The 18,259-nt window shown below is 36.7% G+C and carries 14 protein-coding genes; 9 read left to right on the top strand and 5 right to left on the bottom strand.

What is annotated here, in order from left to right:
- The first annotated feature begins 25 nt into the window (after positions 1-25).
- The 6 genes from A1D18_RS04540 (at position 26) to lpxC (ending at position 10,754) form a co-directional block, all read left to right on the top strand.
- On the top strand, positions 26-2,470 hold the full coding sequence (locus tag A1D18_RS04540; RefSeq protein WP_071662625.1) for an ATP-binding protein: 2,445 nt from the start codon (positions 26-28) through the stop codon (positions 2,468-2,470).
- A 234-nt stretch (positions 2,471-2,704) separates the two neighbouring features.
- On the top strand, positions 2,705-6,232 hold the full coding sequence (gene dnaE / locus A1D18_RS04535; RefSeq protein ID WP_071662624.1) for a DNA polymerase III subunit alpha: 3,528 nt from the start codon (positions 2,705-2,707) through the stop codon (positions 6,230-6,232).
- A 209-nt stretch (positions 6,233-6,441) separates the two neighbouring features.
- A complete protein-coding gene (locus tag A1D18_RS04530; protein ID WP_071662623.1) occupies positions 6,442-7,230 on the top strand; it encodes a cell division protein FtsQ/DivIB in 789 nt (262 codons plus the stop codon).
- A 143-nt stretch (positions 7,231-7,373) separates the two neighbouring features.
- On the top strand, positions 7,374-8,597 hold the full coding sequence (gene ftsA / locus A1D18_RS04525) for a cell division protein FtsA (protein WP_071662622.1): 1,224 nt from the start codon (positions 7,374-7,376) through the stop codon (positions 8,595-8,597).
- Between the two features lie 28 nt (positions 8,598-8,625).
- Entirely contained in the window at positions 8,626-9,801 is a 1,176-nt protein-coding gene (gene ftsZ / locus A1D18_RS04520) for a cell division protein FtsZ (protein ID WP_071662621.1), read from the top strand.
- A 2-nt stretch (positions 9,802-9,803) separates the two neighbouring features.
- Positions 9,804-10,754, top strand: coding sequence for a UDP-3-O-acyl-N-acetylglucosamine deacetylase (gene lpxC, locus A1D18_RS04515; RefSeq protein ID WP_245756780.1), 951 nt, complete (start codon positions 9,804-9,806; stop codon positions 10,752-10,754).
- Between the two features lie 36 nt (positions 10,755-10,790).
- Here lpxC and rnhA read toward each other — a convergent pair whose 3' ends face one another.
- Together rnhA and A1D18_RS04505 are read right to left on the bottom strand one after the other, a co-directional pair.
- Complete coding sequence (gene rnhA, locus A1D18_RS04510) at positions 10,791-11,237, bottom strand: ribonuclease HI (protein ID WP_071662620.1); 447 nt, start codon at positions 11,235-11,237, stop codon at positions 10,791-10,793.
- Entirely contained in the window at positions 11,230-11,952 is a 723-nt protein-coding gene (locus A1D18_RS04505) for a class I SAM-dependent methyltransferase (RefSeq protein WP_071662619.1), read from the bottom strand. The genes rnhA and A1D18_RS04505 overlap by 8 nt, the downstream gene beginning before the upstream one ends.
- Before the next feature lie 273 nt (positions 11,953-12,225).
- Between A1D18_RS04505 and A1D18_RS04500 the strand changes: the two genes are divergently transcribed.
- Positions 12,226-13,551 (top strand): transglycosylase SLT domain-containing protein, encoded by a 1,326-nt coding sequence (locus tag A1D18_RS04500; protein ID WP_071662618.1) that lies wholly within the window; start codon positions 12,226-12,228, stop codon positions 13,549-13,551.
- Positions 13,552-13,597: 46 nt separating this feature from the next.
- Here A1D18_RS04500 and galU read toward each other — a convergent pair whose 3' ends face one another.
- Together galU and A1D18_RS04490 are read right to left on the bottom strand one after the other, a co-directional pair.
- A complete protein-coding gene (galU, locus tag A1D18_RS04495) occupies positions 13,598-14,539 on the bottom strand; it encodes a UTP--glucose-1-phosphate uridylyltransferase GalU (protein ID WP_143750431.1) in 942 nt (313 codons plus the stop codon).
- Between the two features lies 1 nt (position 14,540).
- Positions 14,541-15,872 (bottom strand): UDP-glucose dehydrogenase family protein, encoded by a 1,332-nt coding sequence (locus A1D18_RS04490; RefSeq protein WP_071662617.1) that lies wholly within the window; start codon positions 15,870-15,872, stop codon positions 14,541-14,543.
- 157 nt (positions 15,873-16,029) lie between these two features.
- Here A1D18_RS04490 and A1D18_RS04485 point away from each other — a divergent pair, with 157 nt between their 5' ends.
- Both A1D18_RS04485 and A1D18_RS04480 read left to right on the top strand, forming a co-directional pair.
- Positions 16,030-16,824 carry a thymidylate synthase gene (locus A1D18_RS04485; RefSeq protein WP_071662616.1) on the top strand — a complete coding sequence of 265 codons (795 nt, stop codon included), beginning with the start codon at positions 16,030-16,032 and terminating at the stop codon, positions 16,822-16,824.
- Between the two features lie 190 nt (positions 16,825-17,014).
- Positions 17,015-17,626 (top strand): hypothetical protein, encoded by a 612-nt coding sequence (locus A1D18_RS04480; RefSeq protein WP_071662615.1) that lies wholly within the window; start codon positions 17,015-17,017, stop codon positions 17,624-17,626.
- A gap of 16 nt (positions 17,627-17,642) precedes the next feature.
- On the opposite strand, the gene greA is transcribed toward A1D18_RS04480, so the two are convergent.
- Positions 17,643-18,119, bottom strand: coding sequence for a transcription elongation factor GreA (greA, locus tag A1D18_RS04475; RefSeq protein WP_171910817.1), 477 nt, complete (start codon positions 18,117-18,119; stop codon positions 17,643-17,645).
- Positions 18,120-18,259: the final 140 nt, after the last annotated feature.

Below are 18,259 nucleotides of genomic sequence, written 5' to 3'. Positions count from 1 at the left end.
TTTCTAAACTTTTTGGAACATAATAATGAATTTTCAACTTATCTTAGATGTATTACCTTTTTCGGTTTACTGGTTAGATAGTAAAAAAAAGTTTTTTAGAGGAGGTAATCAACATTTTCTGGCATCATTAAAAATAAATTCTTTATCAGAAGTAATAGGTAAACCAGTATCTGGTTTTTTTTTGAGTGATTATCTAAGGATAGTGAATGATTTACTTAATAAAAGTATTAAAAATAAAGATAAGAGTTTTTCTGCTGTTTACTACAAATTAATTAATGATCAGGAGGAGCCTACGTTAATTCAATGTACTTCGGTTATGTCAAAAAAAGGATCGATTACTATCTTCAGTGAAACTTATCCAAGATTAAATGATTTTAATCAATATTTATGGGAGGAAAATGAAAAATTAACTGTTTATTTAAATAATATCATTGAAAATGTACCTGCAAGTATCTATTGGAAAGATATCAATAGCGTTATTTTGGGTGGGAGTAAACTACATAGCGAATTAACTGGATTTACTAATACGAGAGCTGTTATCGGTAAGACAGACTTTGATTTTCCTTGGAAAGATCAAGCAGAAAGGATACAAGAAAACGATCGTTTTGTAATGCAAAATAATCAAATGGTAAGTTTTGAAGAAAGGGCTAGATTATCCGATGATAGGATGCATGTTTTTTTGACTCAAAAATCACCGTTAAAAGGAAAATTTGATAAAACAATAGGAGTCCTAGGAGTCTCGATTGATATCACAGAGCTTAAAAATACACAGAAAAAATTGCAAAAATCAAAATTATTAGCCGATGCGGCCAATCAAGCTAAAACTGAGTTTCTTGCTAATATGAGCCACGATATTCGCACTCCTTTAACAGGAATCATCGGTTTATCGCAATTACTTCAGCAACGTTTAACAATATTGGAAAATAAAGATGATTTACGTTTGATGTACAAAGCCAGTAAGCAGTTATTAAGTTTACTTAGCAATGTACTTGATGTTGCTTCTCTAGAAAACGTTAACGAAGCTCAGCTTAAGATCGAGAGTTTTTCTTTACAAGCTTTAGCAGTATCTTTGCAAAATCTATTATTGCCATCAGTAAAAACTAAAGGACTCACCTTGCAGATAAATTTGGATGTTTCTACTAAAGGAAATATAGCGAGTGATCAAAATAAATTGGAACGTATTTTACTCAATTTAGCGACTAACGCGATTAAATTTACCGAACAAGGGAAAGTGGTTGTAACTATCAAAGAATTAGTATTATTACCACAGCAATCAGATGGGGTATATATTGAGTTTACTATCAGTGATACAGGTATAGGCATTCCCACTAATAAATTGACGTCCGTATTTGATCCTTTTTTTCGAATAACACCTAGTTTTGAAAAAACAGATCAAACGGGTTATGGCGTTGGTCTTTATATTGTAAAAAAATTCATTAACCTGTTAGGTGGCGAGATACAAGTAAAAAGTGAAGTGGGTGTGGGAACGAGCTTCTCTTTTACCTTATTTATGAATTTAGCGAAAAAAAATAAGCTTTTAAAATTTAAAAATAAGAATTCTGAGCCTTTTGTCTTTTTAGAAACGTATAAATTAGCCGAAACAAAAAAAAATATAGCAGCGCAAGCACAAACCAAAAAAAAAGTAATAAAAAAAAATATTTTATTGATAGAAGATGATCTTTTAACAATTAAATTTTCTCAAGAACTGCTTACTCAAGCGGGATATAACCTAACGGTGGTATCGACTATGCAAGAAGCATTAGCTTTTGCAAAAAACCATACGTTTGATTTAATTATTGCTGATTTGGGCTTGCCTGGTCTTAGTGGTAGTGAAATTGCTGTTTTATACCGTTATTGGGAACGTATTAATCAAAAACCGATGACCCCAATTGTTACCTTAACGGCTCATGGAGAAGGTAAATTTAAGGAAGAATGTTTAGCGGCAGGTATCAATGAAGTATGGTTAAAACCCTTGACTAAAGAAAAAATAAAAAAATTAGATAAGTATTTCCAAGATAAAAAAATTAATGTCATTGAATTTAATCCTATGCCCAAACAGTCAAAACCAATTAAACATGAGTATAATGTAGAAGAAAATAATTTAATCATAGAGAAGGCTAATTTACTCGACATTATTAATTCATACCCTATCTATGATAAGAGCATTAGTCTTAAAAATCTGAGCGGCAATGTTGATCTGTTCAATGAAATTATAGAGATGTTTAAACAATCTATTCCGGATCATATCCAAGAACTTGAAAAGATCTATCAATTAAAGAATTGGGAAACTATCGAAAACATAGTGCATAAAATAAAAGGCGGGGCATGCTATGCAGGGGCAATCAGATTAAATCATCTATGTAAAAATTTTCTACGTTGCTATTTAACTGGCCAGTCCCAACAGTTAGATACACTCTATGCTTATCTAGTTATTAGCTTAAAGGAAACCTATCAAGCACTCGACGCATAAGAATTAGCCTCTAAAAAGAAAAAATAACTTTTTTCTTGCAATTCCCCAATATATTTCTTAATAAGCTTTCTTTTCAAATTAACTATGGCAAAATACAAAGTGGTTGCGGTTCTTTTGTCACAGCAAAAAGTTTTTTGTAAGGGCCGCGAAATGAAACAACTTTCGTGTTTATAATCGACATGAAGATTGCGGACTAAGCAGCAACACAGACAAAAATTCAAGTGCGAAGAGTATATGCCATCTTTTATCCATCTGCATCTTCATACAGAATATTCTTTGATTGATGGCTTGATTCGTATAGATAAGCTTGTAGCTAAAGCCGATGAGCTATCTATGCCTGCTATTGCAATAACGGACTTATCCAATTTATTTGCAACGATTAAATTTTACCAGACGGCGATTAAAAAAGGTATTAAACCCATAATCGGGGTTGAATGTTGTGTAAAAAATGACCTGAATTCCGATCGAGGATTCCAATTAATTTTACTTTGTCAAAATCAACAGGGTTATCGAAACTTAATTCAATTAATTTCACGTGCTTATTTAGAGAATCAACAGGAAGGTCAACCTGTTCTCAAAAAAAGTTGGTTTGAAAATTATTCTGCTGGCTTAATTGCCTTATCTGGAGCGAGAGAAGGTGATATTGCTTCCTGCTTAATGAAAAAAAACAAGCCATTAGCAGCAGAATATTTACAGTTTTGGCTAACGTTATTTCCCAATCGTTTTTATTTACAGTTGCAACGTTTAGGTCGCCCTTTAGAGGAAGAATATATCGGATTGGCTATAGAGTTAGCAACAGAGTTCAATGTTCCAGTAGTTGCTACTAATGAAGTATGTTTTATTGCAGCTGAAGATTTTGAAGCGCATGAAGCCAGGGTTTGTGTTAATAATGGCTATACCTTAAATGACCCTAAGCGACCTACGATTTATACCGATCAGCAATATCTTCGGTCTATCGAAGAAATGGTTGAATTATTTGCGGATATTCCATCAGCATTGACCAATTCAGTTGAAATAGCCAAACGGTGTAATCTAGAAATTGAACTCAATTCATCTTTCTTACCTAATTTCCCTATTCCAGAAGGAATGAGCGCAGAAAAGTTCTTAATACAAGAAGCACAACAAGGCTTGATACACTATTTAGAGAAGCGTTCTAAATCTTTTTTGCGTTTATCTCAGCTTGAGAATAAAGAATCTAAGTTATCTACGCTAACTGAAACCAATGTGGCGCAGCAACAGCTTGTTAATTCCAATGAATTAGAAAACATTTATTTTGAAAGACTACAATCCGAGCTCAAAGTGATCAATTCAATGGGTTTTGCAAGTTACTTTCTCATTGTGGCTGACTTTATTCGTTGGGCAAAAAAAAATCAAATTCCCGTTGGTCCGGGTAGAGGTTCTGGAGCGGGTTCTTTAGTAGCTTATGTGCTGCAAATTACGGGGTTAGATCCTCTGCAGTATGATTTGCTTTTCGAACGTTTTTTAAACCCTGAGCGTATCTCTATGCCAGATTTTGATATTGATTTCTGCATGGAGGGGCGTGATAGGGTTATTGACTATGTAACGGAGCGTTATGGGCGTGATGCAGTTTCACAGATTATAACGTATGGAAGTATGGCCGCCCGTGCAGTCGTTAGAGATGTAGGGCGGGTTTTGGGCTATCCCTATGGTATGGTGGATAAAATTGCCAAATTAATTCCTTTTGAGCTGGGTATTACTCTCGAAAAAGCATTGGATCAAGAAGATGAACTAAAACATCGCTATGAAAATGAAGACGAAATAAAAGTATTAATTGATTTAGCAAAAAAATTAGAAGGATTGGTGCGTAACGTAGGTAAACATGCCGGCGGAGTAGTGATTGCTCCTTCTAGATTGACAGATTTTACACCACTTTACTGTGAGCCAGGAGGAATGCATTGTATTACTCAATTTGACAAAGATGATATTGAAAAAGTGGGTTTGGTAAAATTTGATTTTCTAGGTCTACGAACTTTGACCATCATAGATTGGGCAGTACAGGCGATTAATGCGAAAAAATTATCAGGAGAGTCTTTACTTGATATCACAGCCATTCCTATCGATGATGTCAGCACTTTTGCCTTATTAAAGGCTTGTAAAACTACCGCTGTATTTCAATTAGAATCGCGAGGGATGCGCGATCTCGTTAAACGATTACGTCCAGATAGTTTTGATGAGATTATTGCTTTAGTCGCTTTATTTCGTCCAGGACCTTTACAGTCTGGAATGGTGGATGATTTTATTAATCGTAAACATGGACGTGCCCAAGTTCAATATGATCATCCTTTTTTAGAACCGATATTAAGTTCAACTTATGGAATTATTTTGTATCAAGAACAAGTGATGCAAATTGCACAAGTGCTAGCAGGTTATACCTTAGGGGCTGCGGATTTATTGCGTCGAGCCATGGGAAAAAAGAAATCGGAAGAGATGGCGCAACAAAGAACTATTTTTATAAAAGGTGCAGAACAGAAAGGCATAGATTCTTATTTAGCAAACCAAATCTTTGATTTAATGGAAAAATTTGCAGATTATGGATTCAATAAATCACATTCGGCAGCCTATGCTTTAGTTTCTTATCAGACAGCTTGGTTAAAAGCGCATTATCCCGCGGAGTTTATGGCCGCTGTATTATCATCCGATATGGACCATACCGAAAAAGTAGTCACTTTTCTGGAAGAATGTCGCTTAATGAAATTGAATATATTGCCACCGAATATCAATCATAGTGACTATAAATTTACCGTAGATGATTCTAATGGTTCGATTCGGTATGGTTTAGGTGCAATTAAAGGTTTAGGTGAAGGTGCAATAGAAATGCTCATAGAACAACGTCAACAACAGGCGTTTAGTGATTTATTTGATTTATGTCACCGCGTTGATTTACACAAACTAAATCGTAGAAGTTTAGAAGCCTTAATTTTTTCAGGTAGCTTAGATAGTTTTGGTGTAAATCGAGCCAGTCTTTTAGCTAATATAGAAGCCGCTTTACAAGCGGCAGATCAGAAATCATGGGCAAAAGTTTCAGGTCAGAAGGATTTTTTTGGGCTTGATATGGTCTCTCATGCAAGTCAAATGGTGAATCAAGAGGATTGGCCAAAATTACAGCGATTACAAGCTGAAAAGGAAGTCTTAGGTTTTTATTTAAGTGGCCATCCTTTAGAAGGTTATGCTAAAGAATTATCCCATTTTATCACTCTATCTTTAAGTGAGTTAACTGCCAAAGCAGGTCATCAAATTACCATTGCCGGTTGGGTACTGACCATTCGTTCTTTATGGACCAAACGCGGTGATCGTATGGCTGTTCTTAATTTGGAGGATGCCAGTGGACGTTTAGAAGTGACCTTATTTAGTGATACCTATGCTAAATATCGTGAAAAGTTGAATAAGGATAAACTATTAATCATTGAAGGAGAAATTCAACGTGATGAATACACTGGTAATACGCGGATATTAGGGAAAAAAATTTTAGATATCAGTGAAGCACGTGAAAGCTATGCAAAAAACTTACTGATTAAGCTTTCTAAACCTATCATTAAGCCTGCGCTACTTGAGGATTTGCAAAAAATAATGAGCAATTTTTGTCCGGGTTTTTGCCCTACTCGTATTGCTTATTATCATCCTGAACTAAGGACACAAGTTTATTTGAGTTTGGGTGATAGTTGGAAGGTAAAGCCTGAAGATGATTTGTTGAAGGCGCTACGTGAAAGCTTTGGTGAAGAATCTATCAGTATTCAATATTAATTTAAATAGAGTCGTATTCTTTAGTTAAGATACGAATTTTACAATGTTTGCTGAGAGGATTCGAGTTCAGGCGGGACACTTTTTTTCATAGCCTCTTAATATATCGAAAAATATTGAACTGCGTAGCTAGGCCAACGAGTAAAACTGGCAGAAACACACTATATAGATTATTATCCCCTTTGATTTCATGTATTTCTGATGGCTAAGCGATGGTTAAAAATGGGAAAGTAGTTGAAAACCAACGATTCCAACGGCAACACGATAAATCTAAATTGATCCGTTTAAATTCTCAATTGCCTTCAAAAGGATGGTTTTTTAAATTTTCATTGAGTTTGCTACTGGTATTAAGTTTTATCTTATTATGGCAAAAATTAGCTGATCCAAGTTATTTCCCTATCAAGAACATTAAAATTAGTGGTGACTTAACGTATGTTAAGCAAAGTCATCTGCAGGAAATTATTTTGCCCTTTATAGCAAAAGGGTTTTTTCGTTTAGATAGCCGAGGATTGAAAGAACACATTTTACATGAACCGTGGATAGCTAATGTAACTATAAAACGGTTTTGGCCAGATACGTTAGCGGTAAGTTTTGTTACTAAAAAACCTATCGCTTTTATTGGAAAATATGGTTTAGTGGATGAACAAGCTAATATTTTTATTCCAGATAATGAAGATTTTAAAGGATTAGATTTGCCCACTTTTATGGCACCTGTCGGTAAACAAAAATATTTATTACAAATCTATACCGCGATGAAGCCCATGTTCGCAAAATTAAACTTAAAAATTAAATTGTTAAAACTAGTGGACCAACAATATTGGTATCTGAAATTAAATAATGGATTATCAGTTTATTTAAGTCGAAGTCAACCTTATATACAATTAGAACGGTTGATAGATGTTTATTCTGATGTTATCGCAAGTAAAGTATCTATGATAGATTATGTGGATCTTCGCTATGCTCACGGTATGGCAGTAAAATTTAAGAAACGAATTGCTTAGAAAAAATAGGTTACCTAATTCGAGTGTTATTTGATTTATAGAGAACAGTTTACAAAAAAATAGCGTAATGGTCTATATCCTAACTATGAAGTCAAAAATGAAGTTTGAAAAGATCTAGAGAATTTAATTGAAGGTGAAATAATATGGCAAAGAAACCGACTAAGAATTTAATTGTAGGTTTAGATATTGGTACATCCAAAGTTAATGCCTTGGTGGGTGAAGTAAAGCCCAATGGTATCGAAATTATTGGTATGGGAATTTATCCTTCATTAGGATTAAAGCGTGGTGTAGTAGTCAATATCGATGCAACGGTTGATTCAATTCAACAAGCAGTAGGTGAAGCTGAATCAATGGCAGGGTGTCCAGTTCGAAGTGTGTATACGGGTATTGCTGGAAATCATATACGAAGTTTGAATTCTCACGGAATTGTTGCCATTCAAAATCAAGAAGTGACACATGCGGATGTTGAACGTGTGATAGATGCTGCGAAAGCAGTCGCTATTCCAGCCGATCAAAAAATATTACATATTTTGCCACAGGAATTTATTATTGATAGCCAAGAAGGTATTCGTGAGCCAATAGGAATGTCAGGTGTGCGTTTAGAAGCTAAAGTGCATATGGTAACAGGCGCGGTTAGCGCGGCACAAAATATCATTAAATGTATTCAACGCTGTGGTTTAGAAGTTTCAGAAATAATTTTAGAGCAACTTGCTTCAAGTCAATCTGTTTTAACTGAAGATGAGAAAGAATTAGGTGTGTGTTTAATAGACATTGGTGGAGGAACAACGGATATTGCTATCTTTACTGAAGGAGCTATACGTTTTACATCAGTTATTCCTATTGCGGGTGATCAAGTCACAAATGATATTGCCGTTGCATTAAGAACGCCCACACAAAGTGCAGAGCAGATTAAAAGAAGACATGCCTGTGCTTTGCCAGAACTAGCAAGCCCAGATGAATTAGTCGAGGTATCCGGAGTGGGAGATCGACCTGGACGCACGCTGACTAAACGTGCTTTAGCTGAGGTGGTGGGGCCACGTTATGAAGAGCTTTTCCATTTAGTGAAGGCAGAATTATATCGTAGTGGTTTTGAAGAATTTCTTGCGGCAGGGGTGGTATTAACCGGTGGTGCTTCTAACGTCAACGGTAGTGTCGATTTAGCAGAAAAGATTTTTAAGTTACCCGTGAGACTCGGTCACCCACAATATATTACTGGAAATAACGAGGTAACGACGAATGGTATGTATGCGACCAGTACCGGCTTACTATTATATGGCTATCAACAACAATGCGAGCAGCGAAAACCTAATGTTTTATTTGGTAGAAAAATAGCACGTATAAAAAATTGGTTATGCGAAAATTTTTAAATAATACTGAAATCCTTAGGAGTTAACTATGAGCACCGAATTTGATTCCCCCAACACACCTGTTCAAAATGCCATTATAAAAGTGATTGGTGTCGGTGGCGGTGGTGGGAATGCACTTGAGCACATGTTGGCACAAGACATCACAGGTGTTGAGTTTATCTGTGCTAACACCGATGCCCAAGCATTAAGAAATTCTTCAGCGGAGTGTTTGTTACAATTAGGACAGCAAATTACTAAGGGTTTAGGTGCGGGGGCAGATCCTGAAGTAGGCCGACTAGCGGCAGAAGCAGATAGAGAACGTATTCGATCGGCATTAGAAGGTGCCAATATGGTTTTTATAACTGCTGGGATGGGTGGAGGAACGGGTACGGGTGCTGCACCGGTAGTAGCGGAAATTGCTAAACAAATGAAAATTTTAACCGTTGCGGTTGTTACTAAACCTTTTGAGATTGAAGGTAAGAAGCGTTTGCGCTTAGCCGAAGAGGGAATTAAACAACTGAGCCAATATGTCGACTCATTGATTACGATTCCTAATAATAAATTAATGAGTGTTTTAGACAAAGATATTAGTTTTTTAGATGCATTTAAAGCGGTAAATGATGTATTATTTGGCGCTGTCAAAGGAATTGCCGCTTTAATAACTCGCACTGGTTTAATTAATGTAGACTTTGCAGATGTTAAAACAGTGATGTCAGAGATGGGTATGGCGATGATGGGAACAGGTATAGGCACAGGTCCTGAAAGAGCACGTTTAGCAGCAGAAGCCGCTATTGGAAGCCCATTGTTAGAAGATATCGACTTAGCAGGAGCACGCGGTGTACTCGTTAATATAACAGCGGGACCGGATTTATCAATGCGAGAGTTTGGAGAAGTTGGTGAAGTTATTAAGAAATTTACTTCGGAAGAAGCTAATGTGGTTATTGGAACTGTAATAGATTCTGAAATGTGTGAAGAATTACGTGTGACCATAGTGATAACAGGTCTTCTTGGACACCTTTCTACTGGAGTATCAGGAGGAGTAGGGGATTCAAGTCTTGTTAGAGCGGCTGACGGTAGTTTAGATTATCATCAGTTAGAACGCCCTACGGTATTGCGCAAACAAGGTGTCGTTACTTCAAGTAAATCCACAGTAGATAGTAGCGCAACTGATATTGAATATTTTGATATTCCGGCTTTTTTACGTAGACAAGAAGAGGTTTCTTAAGAGTGTCCAGAAAAAACAATTCAATTCAAACTTCGCGTGCGCTAAAACAACGTACATTGAAAAACGTTATTAAAGCGGCAGGGATCACATTGCATAGCGGTGAAACAGCTATTTTAACTTTGCGACCAGCACCCATTAACACCGGAATTATTTTTCGACGGCTAGATTTTAATCCTATCGTTGAAGTGCAAGCGCGCGCTGAACATGTCGGTGAAACGACATTACAAACTACGTTATTAAAAAATGGGGTTAGAGTGGCTACCATAGAGCATCTCATGTCAGCGATGGCAGGTTTAGGTATTGATAATGCCTATGTTGATATTACGGCATCAGAAATTCCTATTATGGATGGAAGTGCAGGACCCTTTATTTTTTTGATTCAGTCGGCGGGTATTGAGGAGCAAACTGCTTCAAAACGCTTTATTCGAATCAAGCAATCTATTAAAGTGACTGAAGGAGATAAATGGGCTTCTTTTGAGCCATTTGATGGTTTCAAAGTTTCATTTGAAATTGATTTTAATCATCCACTTTTCCAAAATCGAAGCCAAAAGGCAAGTATAGATTTTTCTACGACATCATATATTAAAGAAGTAAGTCGTGCACGTACGTTTGGTTTTATGGCAGACTACGAAAAATTGCGTGAAGTTCGACTCGCTTTAGGTGGAAGTCTTGATAATGCAGTCGTTGTAGACGAATATAGAGTGCTGAATGAAGATGGCTTACGTTACGAAGATGAATTTGTACGTCATAAGATTCTTGATGCAGTTGGCGATCTCTACTTATTAGGTCATAGCCTCATCGGAGCATTTAGTGGCTATAAATCTGGTCATGCGCTGAATAATTTATTATTACGTCGTTTACTAAGTAATGCCAATGCTTGGGAATATGTTGAATTTGAAGATGAAATAAAAGCACCGCTGGCCTATCGACGTGCTTTGCTTAATGCACATTAGGACAGGATTCTTTTTCTTTATTAAGATAAATTTTAATTATTCTAGCAGTTCATCCAAGGCAGCATTAGCCAGACTGTCTACACGGTCGTTTTCGGGGTGGCCACTATGTCCTTTTACCCATTCCCAGCTGATTTGATGACGTTCAGCTTGTATGGCTAATTTCTTCCATAAATCGGAATTTTTAACCGGTTTTTTATTCGCTGTAAGCCAAGCACGTCGTTTCCATTGAGGTAACCATTCGGTAATTCCTTTTTGGACGTATTGTGAATCGGTACTGAGTGTTATGTGACAAGGTTTTTTTATTGCCATTAAAGCTTGAATAGCTGCCATTAACTCCATGCGATTATTGGTAGTCAAGATTTCAGTACCCGAAATGGTTTTTTCTTTTCCTTTGAAGCGTAAGAGAGCTGCCCAGGCCCCAGGCCCAGGATTTCCTCGACAAGCACCATCAGTAAAAATCTCTATTTTTGGTATTTTAAGCATGATGGGGTCCTCGAGCATTTGGAGCTAAAACCTTATGATTGAGTACCGGTGGAAATTGCCAAACTAAGCCTAAGCCATTGAGGCGCTTTACCCGCTTTTCAGCAATAATCAAATAAATTCCTCCCATAAAAGGGATAAGCCAAGGCGACACTCGTTCTAGCCAAACTAATTTCTTAAATAGCCACATACCGGGGGGGCTAGATAAAGGGGGGCGGAATAGAAAGCTTTCAGTATGCTGAATTTCACCCCCTAAAAAGTGTATCCATTGACAAAGCGTTTGGATCGTGTGAAAACGACCGTCCCCCCAAGTAGGCTTCTTACTCAATGAGAATAGTCGATATAGACCCCATAAACTGATAGGATTGATGCCTAATATAATCAAATGACCACTGGGGGCTAGTACTCGCCAAGCTTCTGTGAGTATGGTTTGAGCCGTACTTTTGTTCACTTCTAAGGTATGGGGCATCAGGACTAGATTAATACTATCGTTGGCAAAGGGTAAATGAGTATAGTGACTTTCTAAGTGAGAGCTGTTTATTTTGTCAGTAATATGCTTACATTTATAATTTGAAGAAATGATAATTTTATGAATAATAGGGCTAGTTGATAAGCTTGAAAATGAATATGGGCTCAACTGCAACAAATGTCGGCCAGCATAATGAGGGATTAGGTTAGCTAAACGATGATTTTCAATGTCTAGGTAATGCTGTTTCAAAAGAGTTATCCAGCTAACAAACTGTTAGAAGTAATTTAATCGATGAATCTTAACACCTTTTTTATTATCGCATAGGTAGGGCCTGGCTAAAAAGACCTAAAAATGTCTGGTTTTAACCTTCACTTATACGAAAAACAATGCAAAAATGTAGGTTTTTGAGTAAGTAATTTCCGCACTAAATGTAGGTTAAAAACCTACAAAAAGAGCGTTTAATTTAGCTCTTGTAAGCCCTTTGTCTTGACCTCTCTAAGGGGTCCCCGTAAGATCTTTAGTATGACTTATAAAATGCTTAAAATTTACTCGTTATTACTTACCGTACTACTCATTCTGGCAGTGGGTATCACCGCCTGTGTGCAGTTCCCTACTTCTGAAGAAGGTGTGAAGGGCCTCAGCGGTTCGGGTAACGATACAGATAGGAAAACCTATCAAACCGTTATTATGAAATCGACCGGTAGTAGTTTAGCGCCTCAAAACGCTAAAGCGATGTATAGTGCTGTAGAAAAAGGTACGCTTTGGGGGCCTATTCGAGCTCATTTTCAATTGTCAGCTCGTGAGGAAAACCAACCTCAGGTCCAAAAGCAGATCCGTTGGTTTGCTAGAAACCCGCTTTATTTAAAAGATGCGGTAAATCGAGCTGCGCCCTATATTTACTATGTATATGCGCAAGTGAGAAAGCGTGATTTACCTACAGAATTGGTTTTATTGCCTATTATTGAGAGTGGATATAATCCGTCAGCGACTAACTCGTCTTCAGGGGCGGCTGGTTTATGGCAGTTAATGGCCAATACTGCTAAGGGGTATGGTGTGCATCAAAATAGAGGTTTTGATGGTCGCCGAGATATTAGTAGCTCGACCAATGCGGCCTTAAATTACCTTACCTATTTAAGAAGCTTCTTCGGTGGCGATTGGTTGTTAGCCATAGCGGCTTATGATACGGGTGAAGGTAACGTGCAGAATGCGATCCGTCACAATACGGAGCAAGATAAGAATACTCATTTCTGGGCATTACCATTAGCATCTGAGACACGTTCCTATATTCCGCGTTTATTGGCTTTAGCTGCGATTGTTAAAAATCCAGCTAAGTATGGCGTGAGTTTACCTCCCGTCAGTGCTAAGCCTTATTTAGAGCTAGTTGATGCCAAAAACATGAGTTTAACTCACGTAGCTAAATTAGCAGGTATGAACGTTTCGGAATTAAAGGAATTGAATCCGGGCGTGAAAAGTACTTCAGCGGCGATTAAACGTGGTCAGCTCGCTTTACCTATTGATAGGGTCGCTTTGTATAAACAACAATTAGCGGCTGCTTCAAGCCCGAACTTTAAGGTTCAGGTTGGCAATAATAAGCTTGCTTTAAAACAAGCTAGATCAAAAGGCAAGCAGAGATCTGTTCAATTAGTAAACAATGAGCAGGCTAAGCCAAGATCAGCTACTTTAGTTAAGGATAAATCAAGCTCGCAGATCTATTGGGTAAAAAGCGGCGATACATTAACAGGTATTGCTAAACACTACCATATATCGGTTAAGAAGATACAGGCTTGGAATAAGCTGGATAGCGACTTCCTCAAGCCAGGTGAAAAATTAAAAATTATGCTTTCATAAAAGCATAAACTTTAAACGAAGAAGTATTCATACTTCTTCGTTTTTTTTATATACGTTTCGTACTTGAATTTTTGTCTGTGTTGCCATTCAACTCGCAATCCTCATGAAAATTATTACGCAATGTCTTTAAATAATGAATAAATAAATTTTTAGTTTCTGGATGTTTTAAGGCATGAGCAATCGTTGCTTTTAAATAGCCGAATTTACTTCCACAATCATAGCGTGTTCCTTCAAACTCCCAAGCATATATCACCTCGTCTTTTAGCTGATGAGCAATGGCATCTGTTAGTTGAATTTCCCCATTTTTTCCAATAGGTGTTTTGGAAAGATAAAAGAAGATAGTTGAAGTAAGAATATAGCGACCGACTACAGCCAAATTAGAAGGCGCTTCTTTGTGACTAGGTTTTTCTACAATGGCGTTAATCTGACTCAGTTTACCTTCTTTAGTTTTATAACCAATTATACCGTATTGTTTACTTTCTTCAGGAGTAATAGCTTGAACAGCAATGATGGTATTTTGTTTTTCTTGATAGAGATCTAACATCTGCTTTAAACAGGGGAGTGTTGAATCGATTAAATCATCGGCAAGTAAAACAGCAAATGCTTCATCATTGATAAGCGTTTGTGCACATAAAACAGCATGTCCTAAGCCTAAAGTGTCTGGTTGACGTAGATAAACACAGCTAACCCCTTTTGGTAAGATATTTTTTACAATAGCTAACAGATCCTTTTTGCCTGCTTCAGCCAGTTTGGCTTCTAATTCATAATTAGAATCAAAATGATCTTCAATCGCTCGTTTACTACTACTTGTTATAAAAATGAGCTCGGTAATTCCCGCTGCAATGGCTTCTTCGACCGCATATTGAATTAAAGGTTTATCCACAATAGGTAACATTTCCTTAGGACTCGCTTTTGTTGCAGGTAAAAAACGTGTACCTAAACCAGCAACCGGGAAAATTGCTTTAGTAATTTTTTTAATCTTTTTCATACTAGAGAGGTTCTCCGCGACCAATGGCATAGTATTTAATTCCCAATTGCTTTAAACAATCTGGATCATAAAGATTTCTTCCGTCAAAGATAGCGGGATATTTTAAACGCTGTTTGATGAGCTGGAAATCTGGATTAAAGAAGATATTCCATTCAGTGACTATTACTAAGACATCTGCACCAACTAAGCTATCTTCCGGATTATCACAGCAACTAAAATTAACTTGATCTTTGTATAAACGAACCGCTTCGGGCATTGCGACTGGGTCATAAGCCTGAATTCTCATGCCTGCAGCTAAAGCGGCCGCAATAAATACTTTGCTCGGTGCTTCACGCATATCGTCGGTGTTTGGCTTAAAAGATAAACCCCATAAAGCGACAACTTTCCCGCGTAAATTATTTTGAAAGAATTGTGAAACCTTGCTAAATAAAAGTTTTTTTTGTGCATCATTCACCTGATGTACTGCATTTAATAACTGTGGTTGGTAATGAACCGTTTTAGCAGTAGCTTCTAAAGCAATCACATCCTTAGGGAAACAAGAGCCGCCATAACCGCATCCAGGATTAATAAAATGATAACCGATACGCGGATCGGAGCCGATACCAATACGAACTTGCTCTATGTCTGCATTTAAACGTTCTGCCAAATGGCTCATTTCATTTATAAAGCTAATTTTAGTGGCTAAAAATGCATTAGCGGCATATTTGGTCAGTTCGGCTGAGCGAATATCCATCGCGATTAAACGATCGTTATTACGATTAAAGGGTCTATAGAGATGTCGTAAGTGAGATTCTGCGTCATTATTATCGGTACCAATAATAATTCGATCTGAACGCATAAAATCATTCACTGCTACGCCTTCGCGTAAAAACTCAGGATTCGAAGCGATATTAAATGGAATGTTAATGTTGCGTTGATGTAACTGGTTTTGAATAATAGCCTTTACTTTATCAGCAGTGCCAACGGGCACAGTCGATTTATTAATAATTAATTTGGGTTCAAGCAGTGTTTTACCGATATATTCTGCAACCTTTAATACATACGTTAAATCAGCTGAACCATCCTCATCTTGAGGAGTGCCTACCGTAATAAATTGATAAAAACCATGTTCAACTCCTTGTTGTGGATCCGTACTAAAATTAAGCCGTCCAGCACTTAAATTTTTTTGTAATAAAGCAGGCAAATCGGGCTCATGAATAGGACATTCACCTTGTTGTAAGCGTTTTACTTTTTCTTGATCAATGTCAATACAAAGTACTTTATTTCCATGCTCGGCTAAACAAGTGGCTGTAACCAAACCTACATAACCTGCACCAAAAAGATTAATTCGCATAATTTTTAAAAAAACTAAAAAATACTAAGTGTCTATGAATTTCTAAAAGAGTTGGTATCACGTCTTTAATATCGAGCGATATAGTATCGTAGAATAGTGATTGCTTCAATTTTGGCTGGACATACGCTAGACTTTAATGTTTTAGAGAGTCTTTCTGATGCGACCCTATTTGGATTTTTTACAGCATATTCTTAATCAGGGACAAGCTAAAGCGGATAGGACGGGTACAGGTACACTGAGTATCTTCGCCTATCAAATGCGTTTTGATTTAAGTGTCGGTTTCCCTTTAGTGACTACAAAAAAATTACATTTAAAAAGTATTATTTATGAATTGTTGTGGTTTTTACGTGGTGATACCAATATTCGTTACTTAAATGAGCATCAAGTCACTATTTGGGACGAATGGGCTGATTCGGCCGGTAACTTAGGACCTATTTACGGTAAGCAATGGCGATCTTGGCTGACAACCGATCAGAAAATTATTGATCAAATCAGTCAGCTTATTGAACAAATAAAAGCTAATCCGGATTCACGCCGCCTAATTGTTAGTGCTTGGAATGTAGGTGAACTAGCAAAGATGGCTTTGCCTCCTTGTCATTTATTGTTTCAATTTTATGTGGCGAATTCACGTCTTTCTTGTCAGCTGTATCAACGCAGTGCTGATGCTTTTTTAGGAGTACCATTTAATATAGCTTCTTATGCGTTATTAACTCATATGATTGCACAACAGTGTAATTTACAGGTGGGAGAGTTTATTTGGACCGGTGGTGATTGTCATATCTATAGTAATCACCTTGAGCAAGTAAATTGCCAATTGTCCAGGCAACCTTATAGGGTTCCTCAATTAAATATTCTACGTAAACCGAAAACATTATTTGATTATGTGTTTGATGATTTTTCCTTAGTTGATTATAAGTGTCATTCGCTGATTAAAGCAGCGGTAGCGGTTTAGCAAGCACAATATCCCATAAAAAAATAATGTTTCGATATTAAGCTAAATAGTTTTTAAGTATTTAACTTCAAGCATTTCCGTTCCTTTCGTTAAAAATACTTGTATTTCTTAAGAAAACCTTAAGAAATACAAGTTAGCCTTATAAATCAATATTTAAGTTTATATTAATAATTTAAAGGTTTTTTATTTTATGGGCATAAAGGAAAAAATTATCATATCAAAAAATGAAAGTAAGAATTCTAATTATGTAGATACCAATAAGTGGAAAATAGCAAACAAAGTTATTTTATTCGAAACTCAAAATGGCGGGGAATCAACTATCGATGAGATTCCTGGTGGTGGTATGGTACAACAAAGAATCGCAGCCCAGGAAAAGCAAATACAAAAATATAAAGCTGAATTAAATAGTTCATCAACAACTTGCTTCAATGATACCGTTTCTAGTCCTTCTGAAACTTCTATTTCATCACAATATTCTTCTTATGAAGAAAATAATAATGTTCAACAAGCAAAACAAAAAAAAGCTTCTCAGATGCCGACTAGAAGTAATAGTTCGCTATTTAGCAATAACTCAAGAAGCGAACCCTCTAAAATATTTAAATTGGATACAAACGGAAGATTAGCTATTTTATCAAAAAATCATCCTTTTTTAATAAAAATTACGCCAGAAAGAGCAAAGATTCCTCAAAGTCACCGAAACGCAATCCGTATTGATAATTTAACCGATAAAGAACTGAAAATTTTAAGTAATAATTACGTTGATAAAGTAATCACAGCCGGTAAATCTAATTTTAAGATTTAATAAGAATAAAGAGCTTTTAGATATATTCGACTTTATCAATTTCTAAATTAACCAAACCAGCAGGAGTTTGCACATCTACACTGTCGCCTTCTTCTTTTCCAATGAGTGCACGGGCAATGGGGGAGGCGACTGATATTTTTGAGTGTTTGATATCTGCTTCGTCTTCGCCAACGATTTGATAAGTAACCTCTTCATCCGTCTTAGTATTAAGTAGATGTATGGTAGAACCAAAAATAATTTTGCCATGATTATTTATTTTGGTGACATCAATGATTTGCGCATTGGCTAATTTATTTTCGATTTCGGTGATACGACCTTCGATGAAGCCTTGCATTTCTTTCGCGGCATGATACTCGGCATTTTCCTTAAGATCACCGTGTGCACGCGCTTCTGCAATAGCCGCAATCACTTGTGGTCGTTTTGAGGTTTTTAATTGATGAAGTTCTTCCTTTAAATGTTCAGCACCGCTGATAGTCATAGGAACTTTTTTCATGATTTCTCTCTAGCTTTGCTTATTGTATCTTTCTTCAGCATTCATACTGAATCATTGATATATTCTTCGCACTTGAATTTTTGACTGTGTTGTCACTCAATTCGCGAAATCCCCATGTATCTTGAATACATTCCGGTTGC

The organism is Candidatus Rickettsiella isopodorum, from assembly GCF_001881495.1.
GTDB lineage: Bacteria > Pseudomonadota > Gammaproteobacteria > Diplorickettsiales > Diplorickettsiaceae > Aquirickettsiella > Aquirickettsiella isopodorum.
The sequence above is the reverse complement of the archived record's forward strand: the minus strand, read 5'-3'. Positions and strand labels throughout refer to the sequence as shown.

Excerpts from the sequence above, each read along its gene's own strand:
- A1D18_RS04490 (WP_071662617.1), bottom strand. The coding sequence starts at position 15,872 with ATGCGAATTAATCTTTTTGGTGCAGGTTATGTAGGTTTGGTTACAGCC.
- rnhA (WP_071662620.1), bottom strand. The coding sequence starts at position 11,237 with ATGCTTAAAATACCAAAAATAGAGATTTTTACTGATGGTGCTTGTCGA.
- galU (WP_143750431.1), bottom strand. The coding sequence starts at position 14,539 with ATGAAAAAGATTAAAAAAATTACTAAAGCAATTTTCCCGGTTGCTGGT.
- dnaE (WP_071662624.1), top strand. The coding sequence starts at position 2,705 with ATGCCATCTTTTATCCATCTGCATCTTCATACAGAATATTCTTTGATT.
- ftsZ (WP_071662621.1), top strand. The coding sequence starts at position 8,626 with ATGAGCACCGAATTTGATTCCCCCAACACACCTGTTCAAAATGCCATT.
- ftsA (WP_071662622.1), top strand. The coding sequence starts at position 7,374 with ATGGCAAAGAAACCGACTAAGAATTTAATTGTAGGTTTAGATATTGGT.
- greA (WP_171910817.1), bottom strand. The coding sequence starts at position 18,119 with ATGAAAAAAGTTCCTATGACTATCAGCGGTGCTGAACATTTAAAGGAA.
- A1D18_RS04480 (WP_071662615.1), top strand. The coding sequence starts at position 17,015 with ATGGGCATAAAGGAAAAAATTATCATATCAAAAAATGAAAGTAAGAAT.
- A1D18_RS04540 (WP_071662625.1), top strand. The coding sequence starts at position 26 with ATGAATTTTCAACTTATCTTAGATGTATTACCTTTTTCGGTTTACTGG.
- A1D18_RS04485 (WP_071662616.1), top strand. The coding sequence starts at position 16,030 with ATGCGACCCTATTTGGATTTTTTACAGCATATTCTTAATCAGGGACAA.
- A1D18_RS04500 (WP_071662618.1), top strand. The coding sequence starts at position 12,226 with ATGACTTATAAAATGCTTAAAATTTACTCGTTATTACTTACCGTACTA.
- A1D18_RS04530 (WP_071662623.1), top strand. The coding sequence starts at position 6,442 with ATGGTTAAAAATGGGAAAGTAGTTGAAAACCAACGATTCCAACGGCAA.